The 25,014-nt window shown below is 68.3% G+C and carries 16 protein-coding genes; 8 read left to right on the top strand and 8 right to left on the bottom strand.

Features of this window, described 5'->3' with window-relative positions; all coding sequences use genetic code 11:
• Positions 1–191 precede the first annotated feature (191 nt).
• The 7 genes from X946_RS15090 (at position 192) to xth (ending at position 10,654) form a co-directional block, all read left to right on the top strand.
• The gene (locus tag X946_RS15090) at positions 192–3,917 is read left to right on the top strand and encodes a nitrate reductase subunit alpha (RefSeq protein ID WP_038748846.1); all 3,726 of its coding nucleotides are present in this window, start codon (positions 192–194) and stop codon (positions 3,915–3,917) included.
• On the top strand, positions 3,914–5,467 hold the full coding sequence (gene narH / locus X946_RS15085) for a nitrate reductase subunit beta (RefSeq protein WP_038748793.1): 1,554 nt from the start codon (positions 3,914–3,916) through the stop codon (positions 5,465–5,467). The genes X946_RS15090 and narH overlap by 4 nt, the downstream gene beginning before the upstream one ends.
• Entirely contained in the window at positions 5,464–6,168 is a 705-nt protein-coding gene (gene narJ / locus X946_RS15080) for a nitrate reductase molybdenum cofactor assembly chaperone (protein ID WP_038748791.1), read from the top strand. Before narH ends, narJ begins: the two co-directional genes overlap by 4 nt.
• A gap of 36 nt (positions 6,169–6,204) precedes the next feature.
• On the top strand, positions 6,205–6,891 hold the full coding sequence (narI, locus tag X946_RS15075; protein WP_038748789.1) for a respiratory nitrate reductase subunit gamma: 687 nt from the start codon (positions 6,205–6,207) through the stop codon (positions 6,889–6,891).
• A 141-nt stretch (positions 6,892–7,032) separates the two neighbouring features.
• Positions 7,033–8,967, top strand: a complete 1,935-nt coding sequence (locus X946_RS15070; RefSeq protein ID WP_038748787.1) for a type IV pili methyl-accepting chemotaxis transducer N-terminal domain-containing protein — start codon at positions 7,033–7,035, stop codon at positions 8,965–8,967.
• A 23-nt stretch (positions 8,968–8,990) separates the two neighbouring features.
• Positions 8,991–9,689 (top strand): response regulator, encoded by a 699-nt coding sequence (locus X946_RS15065; protein WP_038748785.1) that lies wholly within the window; start codon positions 8,991–8,993, stop codon positions 9,687–9,689.
• A 188-nt stretch (positions 9,690–9,877) separates the two neighbouring features.
• Positions 9,878–10,654 (top strand): exodeoxyribonuclease III, encoded by a 777-nt coding sequence (xth, locus tag X946_RS15060; protein WP_038748783.1) that lies wholly within the window; start codon positions 9,878–9,880, stop codon positions 10,652–10,654.
• Positions 10,655–10,909: 255 nt separating this feature from the next.
• Here xth and ntrC read toward each other — a convergent pair whose 3' ends face one another.
• From ntrC to glnA, 3 genes are all read right to left on the bottom strand, one after another.
• Positions 10,910–12,439 (bottom strand): nitrogen regulation protein NR(I), encoded by a 1,530-nt coding sequence (gene ntrC / locus X946_RS15055; protein WP_038748781.1) that lies wholly within the window; start codon positions 12,437–12,439, stop codon positions 10,910–10,912.
• A 37-nt stretch (positions 12,440–12,476) separates the two neighbouring features.
• Positions 12,477–13,619, bottom strand: a complete 1,143-nt coding sequence (gene glnL / locus X946_RS15050; protein ID WP_038748779.1) for a nitrogen regulation protein NR(II) — start codon at positions 13,617–13,619, stop codon at positions 12,477–12,479.
• Between the two features lie 166 nt (positions 13,620–13,785).
• Complete coding sequence (gene glnA / locus X946_RS15045) at positions 13,786–15,201, bottom strand: type I glutamate--ammonia ligase (RefSeq protein WP_038748777.1); 1,416 nt, start codon at positions 15,199–15,201, stop codon at positions 13,786–13,788.
• A gap of 409 nt (positions 15,202–15,610) precedes the next feature.
• Here glnA and X946_RS15040 point away from each other — a divergent pair, with 409 nt between their 5' ends.
• Positions 15,611–16,075 carry a rhodanese-like domain-containing protein gene (locus tag X946_RS15040; protein ID WP_038748775.1) on the top strand — a complete coding sequence of 155 codons (465 nt, stop codon included), beginning with the start codon at positions 15,611–15,613 and terminating at the stop codon, positions 16,073–16,075.
• A gap of 319 nt (positions 16,076–16,394) precedes the next feature.
• Here X946_RS15040 and X946_RS15035 read toward each other — a convergent pair whose 3' ends face one another.
• The 5 genes from X946_RS15035 to hrpA all read right to left on the bottom strand — a co-directional run bounded on the left by X946_RS15035 (position 16,395) and on the right by hrpA (position 25,005).
• A complete protein-coding gene (locus tag X946_RS15035; protein WP_038748774.1) occupies positions 16,395–17,204 on the bottom strand; it encodes a competence/damage-inducible protein A in 810 nt (269 codons plus the stop codon).
• Positions 17,201–18,034, bottom strand: a complete 834-nt coding sequence (locus X946_RS15030) for an EI24 domain-containing protein (RefSeq protein ID WP_038748772.1) — start codon at positions 18,032–18,034, stop codon at positions 17,201–17,203. The genes X946_RS15035 and X946_RS15030 overlap by 4 nt, the downstream gene beginning before the upstream one ends.
• 681 nt (positions 18,035–18,715) lie before the next feature.
• Positions 18,716–19,705, bottom strand: coding sequence for a sterol desaturase family protein (locus tag X946_RS15025; protein ID WP_038748770.1), 990 nt, complete (start codon positions 19,703–19,705; stop codon positions 18,716–18,718).
• Positions 19,706–19,724: 19 nt separating this feature from the next.
• Positions 19,725–20,717, bottom strand: a complete 993-nt coding sequence (locus X946_RS15020) for a YVTN family beta-propeller repeat protein (protein WP_038748769.1) — start codon at positions 20,715–20,717, stop codon at positions 19,725–19,727.
• Positions 20,718–20,817: 100 nt separating this feature from the next.
• Positions 20,818–25,005 carry an ATP-dependent RNA helicase HrpA gene (gene hrpA / locus X946_RS15015; RefSeq protein ID WP_038748767.1) on the bottom strand — a complete coding sequence of 1,396 codons (4,188 nt, stop codon included), beginning with the start codon at positions 25,003–25,005 and terminating at the stop codon, positions 20,818–20,820.
• Positions 25,006–25,014 lie beyond the last annotated feature (9 nt).

Here is a 25,014-nt window from a genome sequence, read left to right as displayed (position 1 = left end):
CGCACCGGACATGCATTCCGCCAGGGCGCGCCGCGCCCTCTAGTTCTTTCGAACTAGTTCTTCTCCCTCCCCTGTCCCGCTCCATCGGCGAATGGGCGCGCGAGCGCACGCGCCGTAATCTCGGAGTGTCCCCTGACACAAGCATTCGCAGCACCCGAGGGCGACCGCGGATGCCCTTGGAGAAACACACGATGAGTCACTTTCTGGATCGGCTGAAGTTCATGTCGCGCGTGAAATCCACGTTCTCCGACGGCCACGGCGCCGTCGTCGACGAGGACCGGCGCTGGGAAAACGGCTACCGCAGCCGCTGGCAGCACGACAAGATCGTCCGCTCGACGCACGGCGTGAACTGCACCGGCTCCTGCTCGTGGAAGGTCTACGTGAAGAACGGCCTCATCACGTGGGAAACCCAGCAGACCGACTATCCGCGCACCCGCGCCGATCTGCCGAACCACGAGCCGCGCGGCTGCCCGCGCGGCGCGTCCTACAGCTGGTACGTCTACTCCGCGCAGCGCGTCAAGTACCCGATGATCCGCGGCCGCCTGATGGAAATGTGGCGCGAGGCGCGCAAGACGATGGACCCGATCGCCGCGTGGGAATCGATCAGCCAGAATCCGGAGAAGGCGCGCCGCTACAAGAGCGTGCGCGGACTGGGCGGCTTCGTGCGCGCCGACTGGAACACCGCGACCGAGCTCATCGCCGCCGCGAACGCGTACACGATCAAGCGCTACGGCCCGGACCGCGTGGTCGGCTTCTCGCCGATTCCGGCGATGTCGATGGTGTCGTACGCGGCGGGCGCGCGCTACCTGAGCCTGATCGGCGGCGCATGCCTGTCGTTCTACGACTGGTACTGCGACCTGCCGCCCGCGAGCCCGCAGGTGTGGGGCGAGCAGACCGACGTGCCCGAATCGGCCGACTGGTACAACTCGAGCTACCTGCTCGTCTGGGGCTCGAACGTGCCGCAGACGCGCACGCCCGACGCGCACTTCTACACCGAGGTCCGCTACAAGGGGACGAAGACGGTCGCGATCTCGTCCGACTACGGCGAGATGGTCAAGTTCGGCGACATCTGGCTCGCGCCGAAGCAAGGCACCGACGCCGCGCTCGCGATGGCGATGGGCCACGTCGTGCTGAAGGAATTCCACGCGGCGAACAAATCCGCGTACTTCCGCGACTACGTGAAGCAATACACCGACATGCCGATGCTCGTGCTGCTGCGCGAGCGCGACGGCGTGCTCGTGCCCGACCACTTCCTGCGCGCGTCGCACCTCGCCGATTCGCTGAACGAAGCGAACCATCCGGAATGGAAGACGCTCGCGATCGACGCCTCGACGGGCGACATCGTCGCGCCGAACGGCTCGATCGGCTTTCGCTGGGGCGAGGCCGCGCACAACGGCGGCGAGAAGGTCGGCCACTGGAATCTCGAAATGAAGGACGGCGGCAGCGGCCGCGCGATCGATCCGAAGCTTTCGCTCGTCGATGCGCACGACGAAATCGTCGACGTCGGCTTCCCGTACTTCGGCGGCGAGCACGAATCGCTGCTCGCGCGCCGCGTGGCCGCGAAGCGCGTCGCGCTCGCCGACGGCACGAGCGCGGTCGTCGCGACCGTGTACGACCTGCAGATGGCGAACTACGGCGTCGACCAGGGCCTCGGCGGCCCGAACGTCGCGGCGAGCTTCGACGACGACGTGCCCTACACGCCCGCGTGGCAGGAAAAGCACACGGGCGTCGCGCGCCACCTCGTGATCCAGGTCGCGCGCGAGTTCGCCGACAACGCGGACCGCACGCGCGGCAAGAGCATGGTGATCGTCGGCGCGGCGCTCAACCACTGGTATCACAACGACATGATCTACCGCGGCATCATCAACCTGCTGATGATGTGCGGCTGCATCGGCCAGAGCGGCGGCGGCTGGGCGCACTATGTCGGCCAGGAGAAGCTGCGTCCGCAGTTCGGCTGGGCGCCGCTCGCGTTCGCGCTCGACTGGTCGCGCCCGCCGCGCCAGATGAACGGCACGTCGTTCTTCTACAACCACACGAGCCAGTGGCGTCACGAAAAGCTCGCGGTGGACGAGATCCTCGGGCCGACCGCCGATCGTTCGAAGTACGAAGGCATGACGCTGCTCGACCTGAACGCGAAGTCCGAGCGGATGGGCTGGCTGCCGTCCGCGCCGCAGCTCGGCAAGAATCCGCTCGACGTCGTCGACGAAGCCGAGCGCGCGGGCAAGGAGCCCGTCGCGTACGCAATCGAGATGCTCAAGAGCGGCAAGCTCGCGTTCGCGTGCGACGATCCCGACAACCCCGCGAACTTCCCGCGCAACATGTTCGTGTGGCGCTCGAACATTCTGGGCAGCTCGGGCAAGGGCCACGAGTATTTCCTCAAATACCTGCTCGGCACGCAGAACGCGCTCTTCAGCGACGAGGCGGATGCGCTCAAGCCGTCCGAGGTGCACGTGCGCGACGCCGCCGTTGGCAAGCTCGACCTGCTCACGGTGCTCGACTTCCGGATGAGCACCACGTGCCTGTACGGCGACATCGTGCTGCCGACCGCGACCTGGTACGAGAAGGACGACCTCAACACGTCGGACATGCACCCGTTCATCCATCCGCTGTCCGAAGCCGTGCAGCCGCTGTGGGAAAGCAAGACCGACTGGGAGATCTACAAGGCGATCGCGAAGAAGTTCAGCGAGATCGCGGGGCCGTACCTCGGCACGCGGCGCGACCTCGTTTGCACGCCGCTCATGCACGACACGCCGGGCGAGCTCGGCCAGCCGTTCGAGCCGAAGGACTGGCGCCGCGGCGAATGCGACCTGATCCCCGGCAAGACCGCGCCGTCGATGACCGTCGTCGAGCGCAACTACGGCGACATCCACAAGAAGTTCACGTCGATCGGGCCGCTCCTCGACAAGCTCGGCAACGGCGGCAAGGGCATCACGTGGAACACCGAGCATGAGGTGAAGGAGATCGGCGCGCTGTCGGACACGGTCGCCGAACCCGGCGTGAGCCGCGGCCGCCCTCGCCTCGACACCGCGATCGACGCGGCCGAGATGATCCTCACGTTCGCGCCGGAGACGAACGGCCACGTCGCGGTGAAGGCATGGGACGCGCTCTCGAAGATCACGGGCCGCGATCACACGCACCTCGCGATCGGCCGCGAGCACGACAAGATCCGCTTTCGCGACGTGCAGGCGCAGCCGCGCAAGATCATCTCCGCGCCGACGTGGTCGGGCCTCGAATCGGAGGAAGTGAGCTACAACGCCGGCTACACGAACGTTCACGAGCTGATTCCGTGGCGCACGCTCACGGGCCGCCAGCAGTTCTATCAGGATCACCGCTGGATGCTCGACTTCGGCGAAGGCTCGTGCGCGTACCGGCCGGCGATCGACACGAAGACCGTCGCGCCGCTGCACAAGCGGATGTCGAACGGCCAGCCCGAGCTCGTGCTGAACTGGATCACGCCGCACCAGAAATGGGGCATCCACTCGACCTACTCGGACAACCTGCGGATGCTGACGCTCTCGCGCGGCGGCCCGCACGTGTGGATCTCGGAGGCCGAGGCGCAGCAGGCCGGCATCCGCGACAACGACTGGGTCGAGGTGTTCAACGTGAACGGCACGCTGACCGCGCGCGCGGTCGTGTCGCAGCGCGTGCCGGCCGGCATGTGCCTCATGTATCACGCGCAGGAAAAGATCGTGAACGTGCCCGGCGCGGAGACGAGCGGCAAGCGCGGCGGCATTCACAACTCGGTCACGCGCACCGTGACGAAGCCGACGCACATGATCGGCGGCTACGCGCAGCTCGCGTACGGCTTCAACTACTACGGCACCGTCGGCAGCAACCGCGACGAATACGTGATCGTGCGCAAGATGAACCGGGTGGACTGGCTCGAAGAGCCGCTTAACGAAGGAGCAGAACAATGAAGATCCGCGCACAAGTGGCGATGGTGCTCAATCTCGACAAATGCATCGGTTGCCACACCTGCTCCGTCACCTGCAAGAACGTGTGGACCTCGCGCGACGGCGTCGAGTATGCGTGGTTCAACAACGTCGAGACGAAGCCGGGCGTCGGCTACCCGCGCGAGTGGGAGAACCAGGACAAGTGGCAAGGCGGCTGGAAGCGCAACGACGCCGGCAAGCTCGAGCCGCGCCAGGGCGGCAAGCTGAAGATCCTCGCGAACATCTTCGCGAATCCGAACCTGCCCGCGATCGACGATTACTACGAGCCGTTCACGTACGACTACGCGCATCTGCAGAACGCGCCGCTCTCGCAGACGCCGCCGACCGCACGCCCGGTCTCCGCGATCACCGGCCAGAAGATGGAGAAGATCGAATGGGGGCCGAACTGGGAAGACGATCTCGGCGGCGAGTTCAAGTCGCGCAGCCGCGACAAGCTGTTCGAGGCCGTGCAGAAGGAGATGTACTCGACGTTCGAGAACACCTTCATGATGTACCTGCCGCGCCTTTGCGAGCATTGCCTGAACCCGGCCTGCGTCGCGTCGTGCCCGTCCGGCTCCGTCTACAAGCGCGAGGACGACGGCATCGTGCTCGTCGACCAGGACAAGTGCCGCGGCTGGCGCATGTGCATCTCCGGGTGCCCGTACAAGAAGATCTACTTCAACTGGCAGACGGGCAAGGCCGAGAAGTGCGTGTTCTGCTTCCCGCGCATCGAGGCCGGCCAGCCGACCGTGTGCTCGGAAACCTGTGTCGGCCGCATCCGCTATCTCGGCGTGATGCTCTATGACGCGGACCGCATCGAGCAGGCCGCATCCGTCGCCGATCCGCAACAGCTCTACGAAGAGCAGCTCGCGGTGTTCGTCGATCCGCACGATCCGGCGATCGAGCGCCAGGCGCTCGCCGACGGCGTCCCGCAAAGCTGGATCGACGCGGCGAAACGCTCGCCCGTGTACCGGATGGCGTGCGAATGGAAGGTCGCGTTCCCGCTGCATCCGGAATACCGGACGCTGCCGATGGTCTGGTATGTGCCGCCGCTCTCGCCGATCCAGGGCGCCGCGCAGTCGGGGCACATGGGGATGAACGGCGTGATTCCCGACGTGCGCAGCCTGCGGATTCCGCTGCGCTATCTCGCGAACCTCTTGACGGCCGGCGACGAAGCGCCGATCGCCGCCGCGCTCGACCGGATGCTCGCGATGCGCGCGTACAAGCGCGCGCAGACCGTGCACGGCGAGCACGACGCGCAGGTGCTCGAACAGGTCGGGCTCACCGCCGAGCAGGTCGAGGACATGTATCAGCTGATGGCGATCGCGAACTACGAGGACCGCTTCGTGATTCCGTCGTCGCACAAGGAAATGGCCGAGGACAGCTTCGACGAGAAAGGCAGTTGCGGCTTCTCGTTCGGCAACGGCTGCTCCGGCGGCACGTCGGACGGCACGCTGTTCGGCCGCAAGAAGGAAACGGCGGTGTCGTACGCGGCGCTGCCGAGCGTCACGCGCAAGAAAGCGAGCGCCGCATGAGCGCATCGCACGAGGAAAACGTCATGTCGATCTATCCGATTCTGTCCGCCCTCCTGACCTATCCCGAGCAGGAGCTGCTCGACGCGCTGCCCGACGTCGAGCGCGCGCTCGACGCGTTCCCCGACGCGCGCGCGACGCTCGCGCCGCTCGTCGAATCGCTGCGCGCCGCGCCGCTCATCGAGCTGCAGGAGCGTTACGTCGCGACGTTCGACCGCACGCCGTCGCACTCGCTGCATCTGTTCGAGCACGTGCACGGCGAGAGCCGCGACCGCGGCCAGGCGATGGTCGATCTGCTCGACGAATACCGCCGCCGCGGCTTCGAGCCCGTCGGCAGCGAGCTGCCCGACTACGTGCCGCTCTTCGTCGAGTTCCTCGGCGCGATCGAGGACGACGGCGACGCCGATCACGCGGCGCGGCTTCTCGGCGACGCGATCGACGTGCTCGCCGCGCTCGGCGAGCGCCTCGCGCGCGCGCAGAGCCCGTATGCGGCCGCGTTCGCGGCGCTGCGCGCGCGCTCGCCCGTCGAGCCGCGGCCCGTCGCCGAGCCGCCGCCGCGCACGATGGACGAAGCGCTCGAGCGCTTCGGCCCCGGCCACGACGGCGTCGAGCCGCTCCTCGCGCCCGCGGCGAACGCGTCGAACGCGCAGCCGATCCGCTTTCATCCGCCGCGCCGCGCGGCGACGCCCGCTCCCCGCGCGTGACGCGGGGGCGTCGCGAACCCGTTTCGAGGTCACGTCATGGATTATCTGAATACGTTCGTCTACGGCATCTATCCGTATATCGCCGCCGCCATCTTCCTGTTCGGCAGCCTCGCGCGCTTCGAGCGCGAGCAGTACACGTGGAAGTCCGACAGCTCGCAGCTCTTGCATCGCGGCGCGCTGCGCACGGGCAACATCCTCTTTCACGTCGGCGTGCTCGGGCTCTTCTTCGGGCACCTCGTCGGGCTGCTCACGCCCGTGGCGGTGTGGGACGCGCTCGGCGTCACGCATCACTTCAAGCAGCTCGTCGCGATGACGGCGGGCGGCGTGATGGGCTCGCTCGCGCTCGCGGGCCTCGCGATCCTGCTGCACCGGCGCCTGACGAACGCCCGCATCGCGGCCGTCACGCGCCGCGGCGACAAGGTGCTGCTCGCGTGGCTCCTCGTCACGCTGGTGCTCGGCCTGTCGACGATCTTCGAATCGGCGAGCCACACCGACGGCCATCTGATGGTGCAACTGATGACCTGGGCGCAGCACATCGTCACGTTCCGCGGCGACGCGGCGAGCTACGTCGCCGACGCGCCGTTGCTCTTCAAGGCGCACCTGTTCATGGGCATCTCGCTTTTCGCGATCTTCCCGTTCACGCGGCTCGTTCATGTGTGGAGCGGCTTCGCGTCGGTCACGTACGTCGGCCGCGCGTGGCAGCTCGTGCGCACACGCCGCTAGGCGCGGTTCGAGCGGGGTCGGAGCAAACGCATCGCGGCGCGCCGGGCGGGTGCGCCGCGATGCCTCACGCGCCGGAATGTCGCATCGGGAGCGCAACATTCGGCAGGACAATTGTCATGTTCAAAAAAATCATGACGTGCTATGCCCCCCGCCCTCCCCGACTCCCCCGCCCCGTGGCGGCACCGCCTGTCGACGCGGATCGTCGCGCTCTCGGCGATCGCGTGGGCGCTCGTCCTCGCGATGGTGGGCGGCACGCTGTGGCTGTCGTGGCAGCTCGAAGGCGCGGGCGCGGCGATCAACGACGCCGGCAGCCTGCGGATGCGCGCGACGCGCACGTACGTCGAGATGACGGGCGCGGGCGTCGAGCCGCGCCGCCAGCTCGCGGCCGAGGTCGACACGATCGACGGCACGCTCGCGCGGCTGCGCCGCGGCGATCCGTCGCGCCCCCTCTTCCTGCCGAACACGTCCGTCATCCAGCATCAGCTCGACATCGTCACCGACCGCTGGAGCGGCACGCTGCGCCCGCTCGCCGCCGCGGCGCTGCCGGGCGCGCCTCAGCCTGACGCGGCGGCCGCCTATCTCGTCGCGCTGCCGGGCTTCGTCGACGAAGCCGATCTGCTCGTGCGCGAGATCGAATCGGACAACGCGCGCAAGACGACGTGGCTGCGCCTGTCGCAGATCGTGCTCGGCCTGCTCGCCTGCTCGGGCACGGTCGCCGTCATCTATCTGCTGTTCCTGTGGATCATCCTGCCCGTGATGCAGCTGCGCGACGGCCTGAAGCGGATGGCCGCGCGCGAATTCGCGGTGCGGCTGCCCGTGCAGACGCGCGACGAGTTCGGCGATCTCGCGCGCGGCTTCAACCGGATGGCGAGCGAGCTGCAGGAGGTCTACGCGGGGCTCGAGGAACGCGTGCAGCAGAAAACCGCGCAGCTCGCCGCGCAGAACCGCGAGTTGAGCGCGCTCTACGAGATCACCGCGTTCCTGAACCGCCCGCAGGCCGTCGACGAGATGTGCGCGGGCTTCCTGTCGCGCACGATCGCGCAATTCGACGCCGACGCGGGCAGCATCCGCGTCACCGATCCGACGGGCGAGAAGCTGCACCTCGTGATCGCCGAGGGGCTGTCGGCCGAGCTCACCGATCTCGAGCGCTGCATGCCCGTCGACGACTGCTTCTGCGGCACCGCGACGCGCGCCGAGACGGCCGTGCTGCACGACCTGCGCGGCGGCGCCGCGCACTCGCCGACGCCGTGCTCGCGCGAAGGCTTCGCGGCCGTCGCGGTGTTCAGGGTGATGACGCAGGACGCGGTGCTCGGCTCGTTCTCGCTGCATTATCGCGATGCGTCGCGGCTGCCCGCCGACGAGCGGCGCGTGCTCGAGACGCTAGGCCGCCATCTCGGGATCGCGCTCGATCACGTGCGGCTGTCGGCGAGCGCCCGGCAGCTCGCGGTCGCCGAAGAGCGCAATCTCGTCGCGCAGGGGCTGCACGACAGCATCGCGCAGAGCCTGAATTTCGTGAACCTGCAGACGCAGATGCTCGGCGACGCGATCGCGCACGACAATCTCGCCGATGCGCGCGACATCGTGCCGATGCTCAAGCATGGCGTCGAGCAAAGCTACGCGGACGTGCGCGAGCTGCTGCTGAACTTCCGCACGCGCCTCGCGCAAGGCGAGCTGAAGGCGGCGATCGAGGAAACGATCGCGCGCTTCGAGAAGCAGACGCGCATCGCGTGCGCGCTCGACTATCGCGAGACAAGCGGCGCGCCGCTGCCGCCCGACGAGCAGCTGCAGGTGCTGTTCATCCTGCAGGAAGCGTTGTCGAACGTGCGCAAGCACGCGCACGCACGGCACGTCGCCGTCGAAGTCGACAACGGCGCCGCGTTCCGGCTGTCCGTCGCCGACGACGGCTGCGGCTACGATCCGGCCGCGCTCGCCGCGCGCGCGGACACGCACGTCGGACTCACGATCATGCGCGAGCGCGCCGCCCGCCTGCGCGCGACGCTCACGTTGACAGGCGCGCCGCAACGCGGCGCGCGCGTCGAGCTGGTGCTGCCCGCCGACGCGCGACAGGCGGCATAGGAACAAGAACGAGGACCAGCATCATGACCATACGCGTACTGTTGATCGACGACCACACGCTCTTTCGCAGTGGCGTCAAGCTGCTGCTGCAACGCCAGCCGGATTTCGAAGTCGTCGACGAAGCGTCCGACGGCGTGGAGGGCGTGAAGCGCGCGAAGCGGCATCAGCCCGACGTGATCCTGCTCGATCTGAACATGCCGGGGCTGTCGGGGCTCGAAACGCTGCAACTGCTCGTGCAGGACGTGCCGTCCGCGCACGTCGTGATCCTCACGGTGTCGGAGGACGCCGAAGAGCTGACGACCGCGCTGCGCGACGGCGCATGCGGCTTTCTCGTGAAGAACATCGACGCGGAGACGCTCGTCGCGGGCATCCGCAAGGCGGCCGCGGGCGAGCCGGTGATCGCCGAGAGCATGACGGCGAAGTGGATCGCGAGCCTGCGCGCGCCGCAGCCCGCCGCACGGCCCGCGCCGGCCGCCGCGCCCGCCGCCGCGCACGCGTCGGTCGATCCCGACCAGTTGACGCCGCGCGAGCACGACATCGTGCGCGCGCTCGCGCGCGGCACGAGCAACAAGGAGATCGCGCGCGAGTTCGACGTCGCCGAGAGCACGGTGAAGATCCACGTGCAGAACATCCTGAAGAAGCTGAACCTGACGAGCCGCGTGCAGATCGCGGTGTATGCGGTCGAGCGCGGATTGACCGCGCAGCATCCGGCCGAGGTGTGACGCGGCGGCGGCGATCGGGGCACGCCACCGTACGCCGGCGCGCATCGCGCGATCCGTGATATCCGCGGCCTCGACCGCTGCGGCGCCGAGCGTTCCGCGCTCCGGCGGTCCGGCCTCGCCCCGGCGTTGTCATGGATGTCCATGGCTCGCGGTAAGATGACGGCCTCACGCATCCTGCCGATCCTCCCATGAAAATCGCCACCTGGAACGTCAACTCCCTGAACGTGCGCAAGCAGCACGTGCTCGACTGGCTCGCACAGAGCGGCGCCGACGTGCTGTGCCTGCAGGAGCTCAAGATCCCCGACGAGAAATTCCCGAGCGACGAGCTCGAAGCCGCCGGCTACCGCAGCTGGTTCGCGGGCCAGAAGACCTACAACGGCGTCGCGATCCTCGCGCGCGCGAGCCTGCCGTTCGACGAAACGGACGTCGTGCGCAACATCCCCGGCTTCGAAGATGCACAGCAGCGCCTCATCGCCGCGACGGTCGGCGGCGTGCGGATCGTGTCCGCGTATTTCCCGAACGGCCAGGCGCTCGACTCCGACAAGTTCGTCTACAAGATGCAATGGCTCGACGCGCTGCAGGCGTGGCTGAAGGACGAGTTGCAGCGCTACCCGAAGCTCGCGCTGCTCGGCGACTACAACATCGCGCCCGAGGATCGCGACGTGCACGATCCCGCGAAATGGGAAGGCCAGAACCTCGTGTCGCCGCAGGAGCGCGCGCACTTCGCGCAACTGATCGGGCTCGGTTTCGCCGATGCGTTCCGCCGCTTCGATCAGCCCGAGAAGACTTTCACGTGGTGGGACTACCGGATGCTCGCGTTCCGCCGCAACGCGGGGCTGCGGATCGATCACATCCTGCTGTCGCCCGCGCTCGCCGAGACCTGCACGAGCTGCACGGTCGATCGCGTGCCGCGCACGTGGGAGCAGCCGTCCGATCACACGCCCGTCGTCGCGCAGATCGGCTGAGCCCGCTGCGCGCGGCCCCCCGCCGCCGCCGCTCGGCGACGCGCGGCGTTCGCCGCACGCGAGGCGGCGGCGCGCCGCGGCGGACGCCACGCCGATGCCGAACGTCGCGCCGAACGCGACGCAAGCGCCGCGCCGCGCGCATCTGCGAACGCATCGCCACGCCGCCCGATGCAAACGGGGCGCTCGAAGCGCCCCGTTTGCGTCAGCCTACCGATGCGGGCGCCATCCGCGCAGCCCGCATCGCCTCGCGCCGGATCACGATTCGAGATGCAGTTCCTGAATCTTGCGCGTGATCGTGTTGCGGCCGATGCCGAGCCGCTCCGCCGCCTCGACCTTGCGGCCGCGCGTGAAGTCGAGCGCCTCGCGAATCACCGCGGCCTCGAAGCGGCGCGCGAGCGCGTCCATCACGTCCGCCGAATTCTCGCGCAGCAGGCGCGCGACCTCGGTCCGCAGCCCGTGCTCCCACAGCGGATGCCCGGCCATCGTGCCCACGGCCGCGTGCGCGCTCGCGACGACGGGTGCGGCGAGCACCGCGCTCGCCGCGTGCGGCTCCGCCGCGCCGTTGCCGGCGACCGATGCGTCCGCATTCGCCGCCGCCTCCACCGGCGCGGCGCTGCCCGACGCCGTCTGCGTCGCGACGAGATCGGGCGGCAGATCCTTGATCTCGACCGTCTGCGCGGGCGCCATCACCGTCAGCCAGTTCGCGAGGTTCTCGAGCTGCCGGACGTTGCCCGGAAACGGCAGCGACGTGAGGTACGCGAGCGCCTCGTCCGACACGCGCTTCGGCTCGACGCCGAGATCGCGCGCGCTCTTCTGCAGGAAATGCCGCGTGAGGAGCGCGATGTCCTCGCTGCGTTCGCGCAGCGGCGGCAGCCTCAGCCGGATCACGTTGAGCCGGTGATACAGATCTTCCCGGAAGAGCCCCTGCCGCACGCGCGCCTCGAGGTTCTGGTGGGTCGCCGCGATCACGCGCACGTTCGCGCGCAGCGGGCTGTGGCCGCCGACGCGATAGAACTGCCCGTCCGACAGCACGCGCAACAGGCGCGTTTGCAGGTCGAACGGCATGTCGCCGATTTCGTCGAGGAACAGCGTGCCGTTCTCGGCCTGCTCGAAGCGGCCCTGGCGCGTCGTCTGCGCGCCCGTGAACGCGCCGCGCTCGTGGCCGAACAGCTCGGATTCGAGCAGATCCTTCGGGATCGCCGCCGTGTTCAGCGCGATGAACGGGCCGTTCGCGCGCGGGCTGTGCCGATGCAGCGCGCGCGCGACGAGCTCCTTGCCCGTGCCCGATTCGCCCGTGATCAGCACGGTCGCGGCCGAATGCGACAGCCGCCCGATCGCGCGAAACATGTCCTGCATCGCGGGCGCCTGGCCGAGCATCTCGGGCGCTTCGGCGAGCTTGTCGTCCTCGGGCACGCCGCCGCGCAGGCTCTCTTCGACCGCGCGCCGGATCAGCTCGACCGCCTTGTCGACGTCGAACGGCTTGGCGAGATACTCGAACGCGCCGCCCTGAAACGCCGCGACCGCGCTGTCCAGATCCGAGAACGCCGTCATGATGATGACGGGCAGCCCCGGCAGCCGGTCGTGCATCGCCTGCAGCAGTTCGAGCCCCGAGCCGCCCGGCATCCGGATGTCGGATACGAGCACCTGCGGCGTTTCCTGGTCGAGCGCGGCGAGCGCGTCGCGTACGTTCGCGAAGCTCCTCGTCGCGAAGCTCTCGCGTGCGAGCGCCTTCTCGAGCACCCAGCGGATCGATTGGTCGTCGTCTACTATCCAGATCGGCTTCATAGTCGGTCAGAGGTATGGAGAATCGCTGCGCCGCCGCTCAATGATCGAGCGGCAGCAGAATCTGAAATTCGGTTCGGCCCGGCCGGCTGTCCACTTCGATCATCCCGTCGTGCTGCTGGATGAACGTCTGCGCGAGCGTGAGCCCGAGCCCGCTGCCGTCGTCGCGGCCCGACACGAGCGGATAGAAGATCCGGTCGCGGATGTCGTCCGGAATGCCGGGGCCGTTGTCTATCACGTGCAAGTCCAGTGCCAGCTTGTACAGGCGCTTGGCGATCGTCACCTTGCGCGCGATGCGCGTGCGCAGCTCGATCTTCGCGTCGCCCTGCGCGATCCGCTCGCGCAGCGCCTGCGCCGCGTTGCGCACGATGTTCAGGAGCGCCTGGATCAGCTGCTCCTTGTCGCCGCGCAGATCGGGCACGCTCACGTCGTAATCGCGCTCGATCGTCAAGCCGCGCGGAAATTCCGCGAGCATCACCGCGCGCACCCGTTCGCACACTTCGTGGATGTTCACATCGCCGACGATGTGCGGATGGCGATGCGGCTCGAGCAGCCGGTCGACGAGCGTCTGCAGCCGGTCCGATTCCTTGATGATCACCTGCGTGTATTCGCGCAGCTCGCCGCGCTCGCGCTCGCCGAGCTCGAACTCGAGCAACTGCGCGGCGCCTCGAATCCCGCCGAGCGGGTTCTTGATCTCGTGCGCGAGATTGCGGATCAGCTGCTTGTTGACGGCCGTGAGGTCGTGGATGCGCTCCTCGCGGTCGGTACGCGACTGCCGCTCGTTCTCGAACAGCTCGACGAGCACGAAATCCTGCGCGCCCTCGAGAAAGCCGACGATCGCGTGCACGTGCAGCGGCTCGCGGCCCGGGCGGTCGAGCACGGTGTCGAGATGCGTCGCATGAAAGCGCTCCTCGCCGATCGCGGTGATCGTCGTCGCGAGCTCGCTCGCGTTCGGGAAGATCTCGCCCCACGGCATCTGCGACAGCTGCCGGCGCGAGATGTCGAGCATCGCCTCCGCCGACGGATTGGCGAACGCGATCGTGAGCGTGCGCCGGTCGAGCACGAGCACGACCGTCGGCAACGCTTCCAGCCCCGTGAGGAGCCCCGAGCGCACGAGCCGGTCGTCGTCCGACAAGCGCTCCGGGTGGCCGGCCCTGGCCTTGATCAGATTCTTCAGAACCATCTTGCGTGGATGCCGTGTCAAAAACCGCCGTCGCGGGCGGAGCAAAAAGGGGACGGCGTCCCGCCGTCCCCTTTCAAGGCCCGATGCCTTCGCGCGCAGTTGCCGCGCGAAGGCCGGTGGGCGCCGCGGCGCTTCGTCCGCCGACGAGACGAAGCGCCATCGCCGCTTACAGCGAGTAGTACATCTCGAACTCGATCGGGTGCGTCGTCATGCGGAACTTCGCGAGCTCCTGCTCCTTGAGGCCGAGGTACGCATCGATCATCGCGTCCGTGAACACGCCGCCGCGCGTCAAGAACTCGCGGTCGTTGTCGAGTGCTTCGAGCGCCTGGTCGAGGCCCGCGCACACGGTCGGGATCTTTGCATCCTCTTCCGGCGGCAGATCGTACAGGTTCTTGTCCGCGGCCTCGCCCGGATGGATCTTGTTCTGGATGCCGTCGAGACCCGCCATCATCAGCGCGGTGAAGCACAGGTACGGGTTCGCCATCGGGTCCGGGAAGCGCGTTTCGATGCGGCGGCCCTTCGGGTTCGACACGTGCGGAATGCGGATCGACGCCGAGCGGTTGCGCGCCGAGTACGCGAGCTTCACGGGCGCTTCGAAGTGCGGCACGAGACGCTTGTAGGAGTTCGTCGTCGGGTTCGTGATCGCGTTCAGCGCGCGCGCGTGCTTGATGATGCCGCCGATGTAGAAGAGCGCCGTTTCGGACAGGCCCGCGTAGCCGTTGCCCGCGAACAGGTTCTGGCCGTCCTTCCAGATCGACTGGTGAACGTGCATGCCCGAGCCGTTGTCGCCGACGACGGGCTTCGGCATGAACGTCGCCGTCTTGCCGTACGAGTGCGCGACGTTATGGATGATGTACTTCGCCCATTGCGTCCAGTCCGCGCGCTCGACGAGCGTCGAGAACTTCGTGCCGATTTCGTTCTGGCCCTGGCCCGCCACTTCGTGGTGGTGCACTTCCACCGGAATGCCGATCTGCTCGAGCAGCAGGCACATTTCCGAGCGCATGTCCTGGAACTGGTCAACCGGCGCGACCGGGAAGTAGCCGCCCTTCACGCCCGGGCGGTGGCCCGTGTTGCCGCCTTCGAATTCCTTGCCCGACGACCACGGCGCTTCTTCCGAGTTGATCTTCACGAAGCAGCCCGACATGTCGGTGTTCCATTGCACCGAGTCGAAGATGAAGAATTCCGGCTCCGGACCGAAGTACGCGGTGTCGCCGATGCCCGTGCTCTTCAGGTACGCTTCGGCGCGCTTCGCGAGCGAGCGCGGATCGCGCTCGTAGCCCTTGCCGTCCGCGGGCTCGACGACGTCGCAGGTCAGAACGAGGGTCGACTCTTCGTAGAACGGGTCGATGAAGGCGGCGTTCGGGTCCGGCATGAGCAGCATGTCCGACGCCTCGATGCCCTTCCAGCCCGCGATCGACGAGCCGTCGAACGCGTGGCCGCTTTCGAACTTGTCCTCGCCGAAGGCCGACACCGGCACCGACACGTGTTGCTCCTTGCCGCGCGTGTCCGTGAAGCGGAAATCGACAAACTTGACGTCCTCGTCCTTCACGAGCTGCATGACGTCGGCGACGGTTTTACTCATAACCTCTTCTCCTGATTGAACAAATCCGGCGGACTGGGACCGCCTCGTTAAGCGAGCTGCTGAGCGCAGCGTTCTTTGCCGCGTACAACCGATTCGAACGGGATCTTTGTAGCAGCTTCCATGCCATGCATGCGCCAGATCGGCGCGAAACGCGCGAGGGCTCGCCCCGTCAGGGCCGGGGCGCGCCCTTTCGGGGCTTCGATGCGCCCGGACGCCGCCCAGCGCGCACCTCGGTTGTGCAATGTATGGTTCCGCACACACGAAAATCCCTATTTTGGTGCCGATCGAGCATTTTGCACCTTTTCGGTGACAACCGCACATCGAAGCGATCGCCTGCCGGAAATCGCCGGCCGTCGCCGCGCACCCGGCGCGCTAGAATGCTTTTTTGATCCGCAGGAGACCTCCCGCCATGAGTACGCTTGAACAGCTTTACGCGCAAGCCGACACGCGCCGCACGCAAGGCAACCTGAACTACGCGGGCGCGCTCTCGCCCGCCGAGGCCTTCGAACTGCTGCAACTCGATCCGACCGCGCGCCTCGTCGACGTGCGCACCCGCGCGGAGCTCGACTGGGTCGGCCGCCCGCTCGTCGGCGACGGCCAGTACGCGCACATCGAATGGACCCGCTATCCGGGCGGCGTGCCGAACGCGGAATTCATCGATCAGCTGCGCATGGCCGCGCAGCCCGATCAGCCGATTCTGTTCCTGTGCCGCAGCGCCGCGCGCTCGAAGCTTGCCGCGGTGGCCGCCGCGCAGGCCGGCTTCACGAAGGCGTTCGATCTGCTTGAAGGGTTCGAAGGCGCAAAGGACGCGCAAGGACACCGCAAGACCGTCGAAGGCTGGTGCCATCGCGGCCTGCCCTGGATCGGCGCGTAACGCGCACTGCCGCCCGCCATCGTCGGGCCGGCCGATGACACGGCGATGACGTGACGCGCCACGGCGGCGCCGGGGCGCCGGCGTCGGGCGGCCCGGTGTGGGGCGAGGCAGTCGGTCGGGTCGGGTCGGTCGGGTCGGGTCGGTCGGGTCGGTCGGGTCGGTCGGGTCGGTCGGGTCGGTCGGGTCGGTCACGCAAGATGCGACGCCCGTCGGCGTCGACGGGCATGCGGCCCGGGCGCGATCAAGCGCCCTTCCTCTTTTCTTCTATCGCCTGGCAATCTTGCATCGGCGCGGCGATGGCCTGCGCCGCCCGCCCGGCTCAGCCGCGTTGCGGCTCGACGATATCGCCGCCGAGCAGATGCACGCCTTCGCGCAGCTTCACGAACGCGGCCGCGACCGCTTCCGGCTCGCCCTTCACGCCGAGATCGATGTGCCGGCGCGCATAGATCCCGCCCTTTTCCGCATCGCCCACGCTCGGCAGGCTGAACACCCGCACGCCCGGAAAGTCGCGCTCAATCTTCTCCATCAGCGGCGTCAGCGTCGATTCGGGCAGCTCGAACACATAAAGCGAACGCTCCGCGTGCGGCGTCGCGTGGTGCAGGTGCGCGTACTTCGTGTCGAGCACCCATTCGATCATCGGCCACGCCATGACCGGAAAACCAGGCACGAAGTGGTGGTCGGCGCACGAAAAACCCGGAATCCGGTTGTAGCCGTTCGGAATGATCGTCGCGCCGCGCGGAAACACGCCCATGTTGAGGCGATGGCGGTTCTCGGGCGAATCGAGATCGACGGGCGTCGCCGGGTCCGTGTGCGTCTCGCGAATCCGCTCCTCGATCAGCGCCTTCGCCTGCGGGTGCAGCTCGAGCGGCACGCCGAGCGCGGCGGCCGCGCACTGGCGCGTGTGGTCGTCGGGCGTCGCGCCGATGCCGCCCGTCGAGAACACGATGTCGCCCGACGCGAACGTGCGCGCGAGCGTCGCCGTGATCCGCGCGGGATCGTCGCCGACGTACTCGGCCCAGCCTAGCGCGAGCCCCCGCGCGCTCAGGAGCTCGATCACCTTTGCGAGGTGCTTGTCTTCGCGGCGGCCGGACAGGATCTCGTCGCCGATGATGATGATGCCGATGGTCATGCTTGCCTCGTCAAATCCGTGGAAGTCGCGCTCGCCGCCGCCGCGCGTTGATCCTGCAGCGCGCGCAGGCAATAGAAGCCGAACCACAGCGCCGAAAACACCAGGATGAACGCGTAGACCCAGATCATCGCGGCGGCGACGAACGGAAACAGCACCATCATCCAGATCGACGACACCCAGATGAAAGTCGGCACGGTGCCGAGCAGCCCGCTCGCGACGCCGATCCCGAAGAGCGGCCAGCGATGCTTGCGGACGAGCATGCGGCGCTCGTCCGCGCTCGCGTGCAGCGCGAGCGCGTCGTAGGTCATCACGCGGTACGTGAGCCAGCCCCAGATCACGGGCGGCAGCAGCGCGAAGAACGGCGGAATCAGCCACAGCGGCACCGTGACGATCAGCAGCACGATGCTCGCGAGCGCGGCCCACAGCGAATTGAACACGCTGCCGAACCAGTTGCCGCCGCGCTTCATCTCGAGCGATGCGAACTGCCGCTTCGACAGATGGGTGACGACGGCCGGCATCGACAGCGTCGCGATCAGCAGCAGCACGGTCAGCACGATGAGCGGGATCGTGAGCGACACGACGACGAACGGCGCGACGACCGCATGCAACTGCGACGCGCCGATCGCGTTGAAAAACTTATAGAGGAGCGCCGTCAGCGCGAAGCCGTCGAGCGCGGCGCGCGCGGCGTCGACGAGCGGCTGCCACGCGAACCACAGCACGACGCCCCAAACCACCGCGGCGACGATAAACGGCATGAAGGTGAGCCAGAGCATCCGCGGGTGCAGCGCACTCGCGAGCGCCCGGCCGAAGGAGCGCAGCAGATCGTTCATGCGGGACGGATCATCGATCGAGAATTGGGAAAGGCTCGGAAAGGATAAACCACGCGGCATGCGCGCGGCAAAACGGGGCGGCAGCACGGCGTCGGATGGCGAACGCGAGAATCGCGTGCATGCGCCGCGGGCGATGGCCGGCGAGCGTCGGGCGATGCGCGATGGGCAACGGAAACGAGAGCGGGCGTGACAGGCAACGGGTGACGAACAAAGGGCAGCGGGCAGTTGGGCGGTTGGGCAGCGATCGCGGCGTCGCGCGACCAATATGGCAATGGCCGGCCGCCGAAATACGGTATCAACGGCGAATGAAACCCGAAGCGAAAAGCCGCCCGGCATCGCCCGGGAAACCGCCGCCGCGCTCGCATGCCGTCCGCCGGGCGTCGGGCGTCGGCAAAAGTCCGGACGCGGCCCGAAAACGCGTGAAAACACAGATGGGCAGCGACGGAAATCGCCCGGAAACGAACACAAAGCGCCGCTGAAAGCGCCGCTCGACGCGACGCCGAGAAAGAAGCGACAGACTCGCCGGGAACGACGGCCCCGGGCGGCCCATTCGAAAGACCCGCTTCGCGGACGAAACGCACGGCGCGGCGCGCGCGATTTCCAGCTGGCGCCGCACGCCGCCGCGCCCCCCCGCCCGAGCCGGCCCGAAACGCCGCTCGCCCCGCCCCCGCCGCGCCCCGCTTACGCCGAAGCAGCGCCGCGCGCCTTCTTCGGCGCGAGCCGCCGTGCGATCCGCACGAACGCGAGCCAGTGCTGCGCCCAGAAGCCGTCGCCATACGACACCCCTTCGTACTGCTCGCGGATTCCCGTCGGCTCCGGCGTGCGGTTCCACGACGCGGTGCGAAACAGCATGTCCCACCACGGGAACAGCACGCCGAAGTTGCAGCCGTATTTCGTGCCCTCGTGGCCATAGCCGACCGCATGATGGCGGCGGTGGAACGTCGGGCTGACGAACAGGCGTTCGCCGAGCCAGCCGAACGGCAGCCTAGCGTTCGTATGCTGGACACTCTGCACGAAGTTCGTGAGCGCGGTCAGCACGACGAACTGCGACGGCGACACGCCGATCACGAGCGCGATCGCCGCGAAAAAGCACGCCTGGATCACGTCGTCGAGCAGGTGATTGCGGTCGTCGCACCAGAGCGACATCTGGCGCTGGCTGTGATGCACCGCGTGCAGCTCCCACCACACGCCGATCCGGTGCTGCCAGCGGTGATACCAGTAGCCGGCGAAATCGAGCACGATCAGGTAGATCGCGAACGCGACGACCGGCTTCGACGTGACGCCCGGCCACAGGTAGTCGAGATTGAAGTTCGAGACGCCATAGAGGCGCAGCCGCGCCTGGAAGTTGTCGAAAAGCGGCTGCAACGCGAAAAAGAAGAACAGGTTGAAGATCCCGAGCTTCGCGATCAGCGTGTAGATCACGTCGACCCGCGCCTCCTTGCGGTTCGCCCATTGCTCGACCGGGCGCAGCGCCTCGAGCGGGCGCAGCAGCACGTACATCGCGACGACTTGCAGCGCGCCGACGATCACCCAGTAGAGCGCGTCGTACGTGTCCTCGTCGTAATCCATCAGGCCGACCTTGAACATCACCGGCTGCACGACATCGACGTACAGCCAGGTCTGCAGATCGGACACGAAGCCGTCGAGCGCGGCGACGATCATATGCAGCATGAACCGCTCCCCCGCCTCGTCACGCGCCGTTCGGCGCCGTCCACGGTGCCCGGTCGTAGAAATAGATCCCGTGCGGCGAGCGGCCGACCGAAATCGTCTGGATCAGCTTGCGGCTCGGCAGGTCGATCACGCCGACCTTCTTCGCGAAGCGGAACGTCACCCACAGCGTCTTCTTGTCGGCGGACAGCTCCATGTCGTCCGGGCCGGGCAAAAGGCCCGTGATGTCGCCGACGTTCACGAGCGCGTTCTCGTCGATGATGCTGATCGTGTTCGCGACCCGGTTCGTCACGGCGACGTGCGTGCCGTCCGCGAGCGAGCGGAAGTTGTGCGCGCCCTTGCCGGTCGGAATCGTTTTCACGATCTTCTGGTTGCGCCAGTCGACGACGGCGACGTAATCGGCGCCCGTCATCCCGATCAGCACGTACTTGTCGCCGGGCGTGAGCCAGAGGCCCGCCGGCACCTTGCCGACCTTCATCTTCCACTTGACCGTCTGCGTCGCCAGATCGATCGCGGCGAGCTCGCCCGACACCTGCAGCGACACGAGCACCGTCTTGCTGTCCTTCGTGAACGCGAGGTGGCTCGGCATCACCTCGAGCGGCACGCGCTTGGCGAGCTTCAGATCGCGGCCGTCATAGCTGTAGATGTCGACGCGGTCGAGCCGCAGGCCCGCCGCGACGAACCACTTGCGGTCGGGCGAGAAGCCGAGCTGGTACGGATCGTCGATTCCTTCGAGCGTGCGCTGCGGCTTGCCCGTCTTCGGATCGAGGAACATCAGGCTGTTGGACACCGAGTTCGCGACGATCAGCGACGAATTGTCGGGCGTCGCCATCAGGTGGTGCGGCTCCTTGCCGGTCGGATACTGACCGACGACCTGGCGGGAGCCCTCGTCGATCAGGGAAAGCGTCGCTTCGGCCGAATTCAGCACGATCACGTTGTTCGCGAAGGCGGCGACGGGCGCCAGCACGGCGGCGGCAAGCGCGAGCGTGCGGCCGAGGAAGAGGAAATTGCGCATGAAGACTCACGTCGTGGACTGGCGTGATTGTAAAACGCGCGAGAGCGCCGCCGGTTGACGTCCCGCGCCCGTGTGTGAACCCGCATACTCTGAACCGCGTTCAGCGCTGCATCGACTCCCACACTTTGTAGAGCCGCTTGACCGACACCGGCATCGGCGTGCGCAACTCCTGTGCGAAAAGCGAGATCCGCAGCTCCTCGAGGAGCCACCGGAACTCGGCGAGCCGCGCGTCCGACACGCCGCCGCGCTGCGCGACCGAGCGCTGATAGTGCTGCGCGAGCGGCTGCAGCTCGGCGAACTGGCGCGCATCGCGGGCGGGATCGGCCTTCAGCTTGTCGATCCGCAGCGCGACTCCCTTCAGGTAGCGCGGGAAGTGCGCAAGCTGTGCGTAAGGCGTGTCGACGACGAAGCGCTTGCCGGCGAGCGCCGCGAGCTGGCCCTGCATGTCCGCGTGCGCGGCCGGGAACGGCTTCGCCTGCGCGAGCTTCTTCGCGAGCCCCGCGTATTCGGCGAGGATCTGCCCGACGAGCCGCGCGATCTCCTGCGCGAGCAGGTTCAGGCGGCTCCGGCCCTCGTCGCGGCGCGCGTGGAAGCTCGCGTCGTCGGCGGGCAGCGGCTCCTGCAGGCACGCGCGATCGAGCGCCGTCGCGATCAGCTGGTCGCGCAGCTCGTCCTGCGTGCCGAGCGACATGTACTGCATCGCCATCTCGCGCAGCCCCGGCAGGTTCTTCTCCAGATACTTGATCGGCTCCTTGAGCTGCAGCGCGAACAGGCGTCTGAGGCCCGCGCGGTGAATCCGCGCCGCCTCCTCGGGCGAATCGAACACCTCGACGTCGCAATGCGTGCCGCGATCGACGAGCGCCGGATAGCCGAACAGCGTCTCGCCGCGCCGGCGGATCTCGAGCAGCTCCGGCAGCTTGCCGAAGTTCCACGTCGTGAGGTTCTCGTAGAGCGCCGTCGCGCCGGCGTCGGCCGCGCCCGCTTGCGCCGCCGACGGCGCCGCGGCCTGCGACGACGCGCCGGCGCGCGCACCTGCACCTGCACCTGCACCTGCACCGGCGCGGGCGCGGGCGGCGGGCCGCGCGCCGCCCGCCGCAATCGCGGCGGCGGCCGTGCCCGCGCCGTCGCCCGCCGGCGCGAGCGTGGCCGCGGCGGCGATCTTCTGGAAGTGCTGCTGCGCCTGCGCGCCCAGCTCCGCGCGCAACTGCGCGAGATTGCGGCCCATCGCGAGCTGCCGGCCGTGCTCGTCGATCACCTTGAAGTTCATGAACAGGTGCGCGGGCAGCGTCTCGAGCTTGAAGTCGGACGTCTTCGTCGCGACCTGCGTCTCTGCGCGGATGTCGGCGATCAGCGCCTCGACGAGGCCGCCCACGCCTACGCCGGCCGCGCCGAAGCGCTCGGCGCCGGCGCGCTCGACGAAGCCCGCCGCGTACTCGGGCAGCGGCACGCAATGGCGGCGCAGCTTCTGCGGCAGCGACTTCAGCAGCAGTTGCACCTTCTCCTTCAGCATCCCCGGCACGAGCCACTCGGCGCGGCGCGCGTCGACCTGGTTCAGCGCGAACAGCGGCACCGCGAGCGTCACGCCGTCGCGCGGCGCGCCGGGCTCGAAGTGATACGAGAGCGCCATCTCGACGCCCGCCATCGTCGCGCGCTTCGGGAACAGGTCGGTCGTCACGCCGGCGGCCTCGTGGCGCATCAGGTCGTCGCGCGACAGATACAGCAGGCGCAGCTTGTCCTCCGGCTGCCCGCTCTTCCTCACCTCGTCGCGATACCAGCGCTCGAACGCGGCGCCCGTATAGACGCCCTGCGCAATCGCCTGATCGTAGAACGCGTGGATCAGTGCGTCGTCGACGAGCACGTCCTGCCGGCGCGACTTGTGCTCGAGCTGCTCGATGTCGGCGAGCAGCTTGCGGTTGTGCGCGAAGAACGCGAGCTTCGTGTCGAATTCGCCGTCGACGAGCGCGCCGCGAATGAAGAGCTCGCGCGCGCGCGCCGGGTCCTGCCGGCCGAACGCGACGCGCCGCCGGTGATAGACGGTGAGCCCGTACAGCGTCGCGCGCTCGTACGCGCTGACCTGCGCCGGGCGCTTCTCCCAGTGCGGCTCCGACAGCGATTTCTTCAGCAGGTGCGCGCCGATCCGCTCGATCCATTCGGGCTCGATCTTCGCGATGCAGCGCGCGTACAGGCGGCTCGTCTCGACGAGTTCGGCCGCCATCACCCAGCGCCCCGCCTTCTTCACGAGCGCGGAACCGGGCCACAGATGGAACTTGATCCCGCGCGCGCCGAGATAGTGCGGCTCGTCGTCGGCCTTGAAGCCGATGTTGCCGAGCAGGCCCGTCAGCAGCGACAGGTGGATCTGCTCGAACGTCGCTTCGGCCTCGTTCAGCCGCCAGCCGTGCTCGCGCACGACGGTCAAGAGCTGCGAGTGGACGTCGCGCCACTCGCGCAGCCGCAGGTGCGACAGGAAATTCTGCCGGCACGCGTCGACGAGCTGCCGGTTGGACTTCTTGTGCGCGACGGCCTCCTCGAACCACGCCCAGATCCTGAGCCACTGGACGAATTCGGAGCGCTCGTCGGCGAAGCGCCGGTGCGCCTGGTCGGCCTGCTCCTGCGCGTCGAGCGGGCGGTCGCGCGGGTCCTGCACCGACAGCGCGCTCGCGATCACGAGCACTTCCCGCAGAGCCTGCTGGTCGCGCGCGGCGAGGATCATCCGCCCGACCCGCGGATCGAGCGGCAGGCGCGCGAGCTCGCGGCCGAGCGGCGTGAGCGCGTTGTCGTCGTCGACCGCGCCGAGCTCGTTGAGCAACTGATAGCCGTCCGCGATCGCTCGGCCGGGCGGCGGCTCGATGAACGGGAACGATTCGATCGCCGACAGATGCAGCGATTTCATCCGCAGAATCACCGAGGCGAGCGACGAGCGCAGGATTTCCGGATCGGTGAAGCGCGCGCGGCCGGCGAAATCGCTCTCTTCGTAGAGGCGGATGCAGATGCCGTCGGCGACGCGGCCGCAGCGGCCCGCGCGCTGGTTCGCGGCCGCCTGCGAAACCGACTCGATCTGCAACTGCTCGACCTTGTTCCGGTACGAATAGCGCTTCACGCGCGCGAGGCCCGTATCGACGACGTAGCGGATGCCCGGCACCGTGAGCGACGTCTCGGCGACGTTCGTCGCGAGCACGATCCGGCGCGCGTTCGACGGCTTGAACACGCGCTCCTGCTCGGCCGCCGACAGCCGCGCGAAGAGCGGCAGGATCTCGGTGTGCGGCGGATGGTGCTTGCGCAGCGCCTCGGCCGCGTCGCGGATCTCGCGCTCGCCGGCGAGGAACACGAGCACGTCGCCCGGGCCTTCGCGGCACAGCTCGTCGACCGCGTCGACGATGCCGTCCATCAGGTCGCGCTCCGCCTCGCGCGCGGTCTTCGCGCGGTCGCGGCCCGAGCCCGCGCCCTCCGCGTGGCGCACGGCGGCCGGCCGGTCGTCGGCGATCGGCCGGTAGCGCAGTTCGACCGGATACAGCCGCCCGCTCACCTCGATCACCGGCGCGGGCCGCTCGTCGCTGCCGAAATGGCGCGCGAAGCGGTCCGCGTCGATCGTCGCCGACGTGACGATCAGCTTCAATTCCGGCCGCTTCGGCAGGATCTGCTTCAGGTAGCCGAGCAGGAAATCGATGTTCAGGCTGCGCTCGTGCGCCTCGTCGATGATGAGCGTGTCGTACGCCTTCAGCAGCGGATCGGTCTGCGTCTCGGCAAGCAGGATGCCGTCCGTCATCAGCTTGACGGACGCGCCCGGCGCGAGATTGTCGGTGAAGCGCACCTTGTAGCCGACCACCTCGCCGAACGGCGTGCCGAGCTCCTCCGCGATCCGCCGGCCCGTCGACGACGCCGCGAGCCGGCGCGGCTGCGTGTGGCCGATCAGGCCCGAGCCGCCCGCGCCGAGGCCGCGACCGAGCGCGAGGCAGATCTTCGGCAACTGGGTCGTCTTGCCCGAGCCCGTCTCGCCGCAGACGATCACGACCTGGTGAGCGGCGATCGCGCGCGCGATCTCGTCGCGCTTGCCCGACACGGGCAGGCTCTCGGGAAACGTGATCGGCGGAACGGGATTCGGCGCGATGCGCGCGCGCGGCGGCCGGGCGGCGCGAGGGCCGCAATCGCGGCGCTCGGCGCTCGGCGCGCGATCCGGCTCGGGGGCCGTCTGCCGGGGGCGCGGCGGCCGTTGCGCCGACGCGCCGGCGGGGCGCGGCTCGCCCGGCGTGCCCGCGCTTTTTTGAGCGGGACTTTTAGGTACATTCGACATGGGGGCGCA

This window comes from Burkholderia sp. ABCPW 111 (assembly GCF_000773065.1).
GTDB lineage: Bacteria > Pseudomonadota > Gammaproteobacteria > Burkholderiales > Burkholderiaceae > Burkholderia > Burkholderia savannae.
This window is presented reverse-complemented; position numbering and strand designations above follow the sequence as displayed.

What these genes read in the sequence shown, in the direction of transcription:
- X946_RS15090 (WP_038748846.1), top strand. Translation starts at nt 192, where the DNA reads ATGAGTCACTTTCTGGATCGGCTGAAGTTCATGTCGCGCGTGAAATCC.
- narH (WP_038748793.1), top strand. Translation starts at nt 3,914, where the DNA reads ATGAAGATCCGCGCACAAGTGGCGATGGTGCTCAATCTCGACAAATGC.
- narJ (WP_038748791.1), top strand. Translation starts at nt 5,464, where the DNA reads ATGAGCGCATCGCACGAGGAAAACGTCATGTCGATCTATCCGATTCTG.
- narI (WP_038748789.1), top strand. Translation starts at nt 6,205, where the DNA reads ATGGATTATCTGAATACGTTCGTCTACGGCATCTATCCGTATATCGCC.
- X946_RS15070 (WP_038748787.1), top strand. Translation starts at nt 7,033, where the DNA reads ATGCCCCCCGCCCTCCCCGACTCCCCCGCCCCGTGGCGGCACCGCCTG.
- X946_RS15065 (WP_038748785.1), top strand. Translation starts at nt 8,991, where the DNA reads ATGACCATACGCGTACTGTTGATCGACGACCACACGCTCTTTCGCAGT.
- xth (WP_038748783.1), top strand. Translation starts at nt 9,878, where the DNA reads ATGAAAATCGCCACCTGGAACGTCAACTCCCTGAACGTGCGCAAGCAG.
- ntrC (WP_038748781.1), bottom strand. Translation starts at nt 12,439, where the DNA reads ATGAAGCCGATCTGGATAGTAGACGACGACCAATCGATCCGCTGGGTG.
- glnL (WP_038748779.1), bottom strand. Translation starts at nt 13,619, where the DNA reads ATGGTTCTGAAGAATCTGATCAAGGCCAGGGCCGGCCACCCGGAGCGC.
- glnA (WP_038748777.1), bottom strand. Translation starts at nt 15,201, where the DNA reads ATGAGTAAAACCGTCGCCGACGTCATGCAGCTCGTGAAGGACGAGGAC.
- X946_RS15040 (WP_038748775.1), top strand. Translation starts at nt 15,611, where the DNA reads ATGAGTACGCTTGAACAGCTTTACGCGCAAGCCGACACGCGCCGCACG.
- X946_RS15035 (WP_038748774.1), bottom strand. Translation starts at nt 17,204, where the DNA reads ATGACCATCGGCATCATCATCATCGGCGACGAGATCCTGTCCGGCCGC.
- X946_RS15030 (WP_038748772.1), bottom strand. Translation starts at nt 18,034, where the DNA reads ATGAACGATCTGCTGCGCTCCTTCGGCCGGGCGCTCGCGAGTGCGCTG.
- X946_RS15025 (WP_038748770.1), bottom strand. Translation starts at nt 19,705, where the DNA reads ATGCTGCATATGATCGTCGCCGCGCTCGACGGCTTCGTGTCCGATCTG.
- X946_RS15020 (WP_038748769.1), bottom strand. Translation starts at nt 20,717, where the DNA reads ATGCGCAATTTCCTCTTCCTCGGCCGCACGCTCGCGCTTGCCGCCGCC.
- hrpA (WP_038748767.1), bottom strand. Translation starts at nt 25,005, where the DNA reads ATGTCGAATGTACCTAAAAGTCCCGCTCAAAAAAGCGCGGGCACGCCG.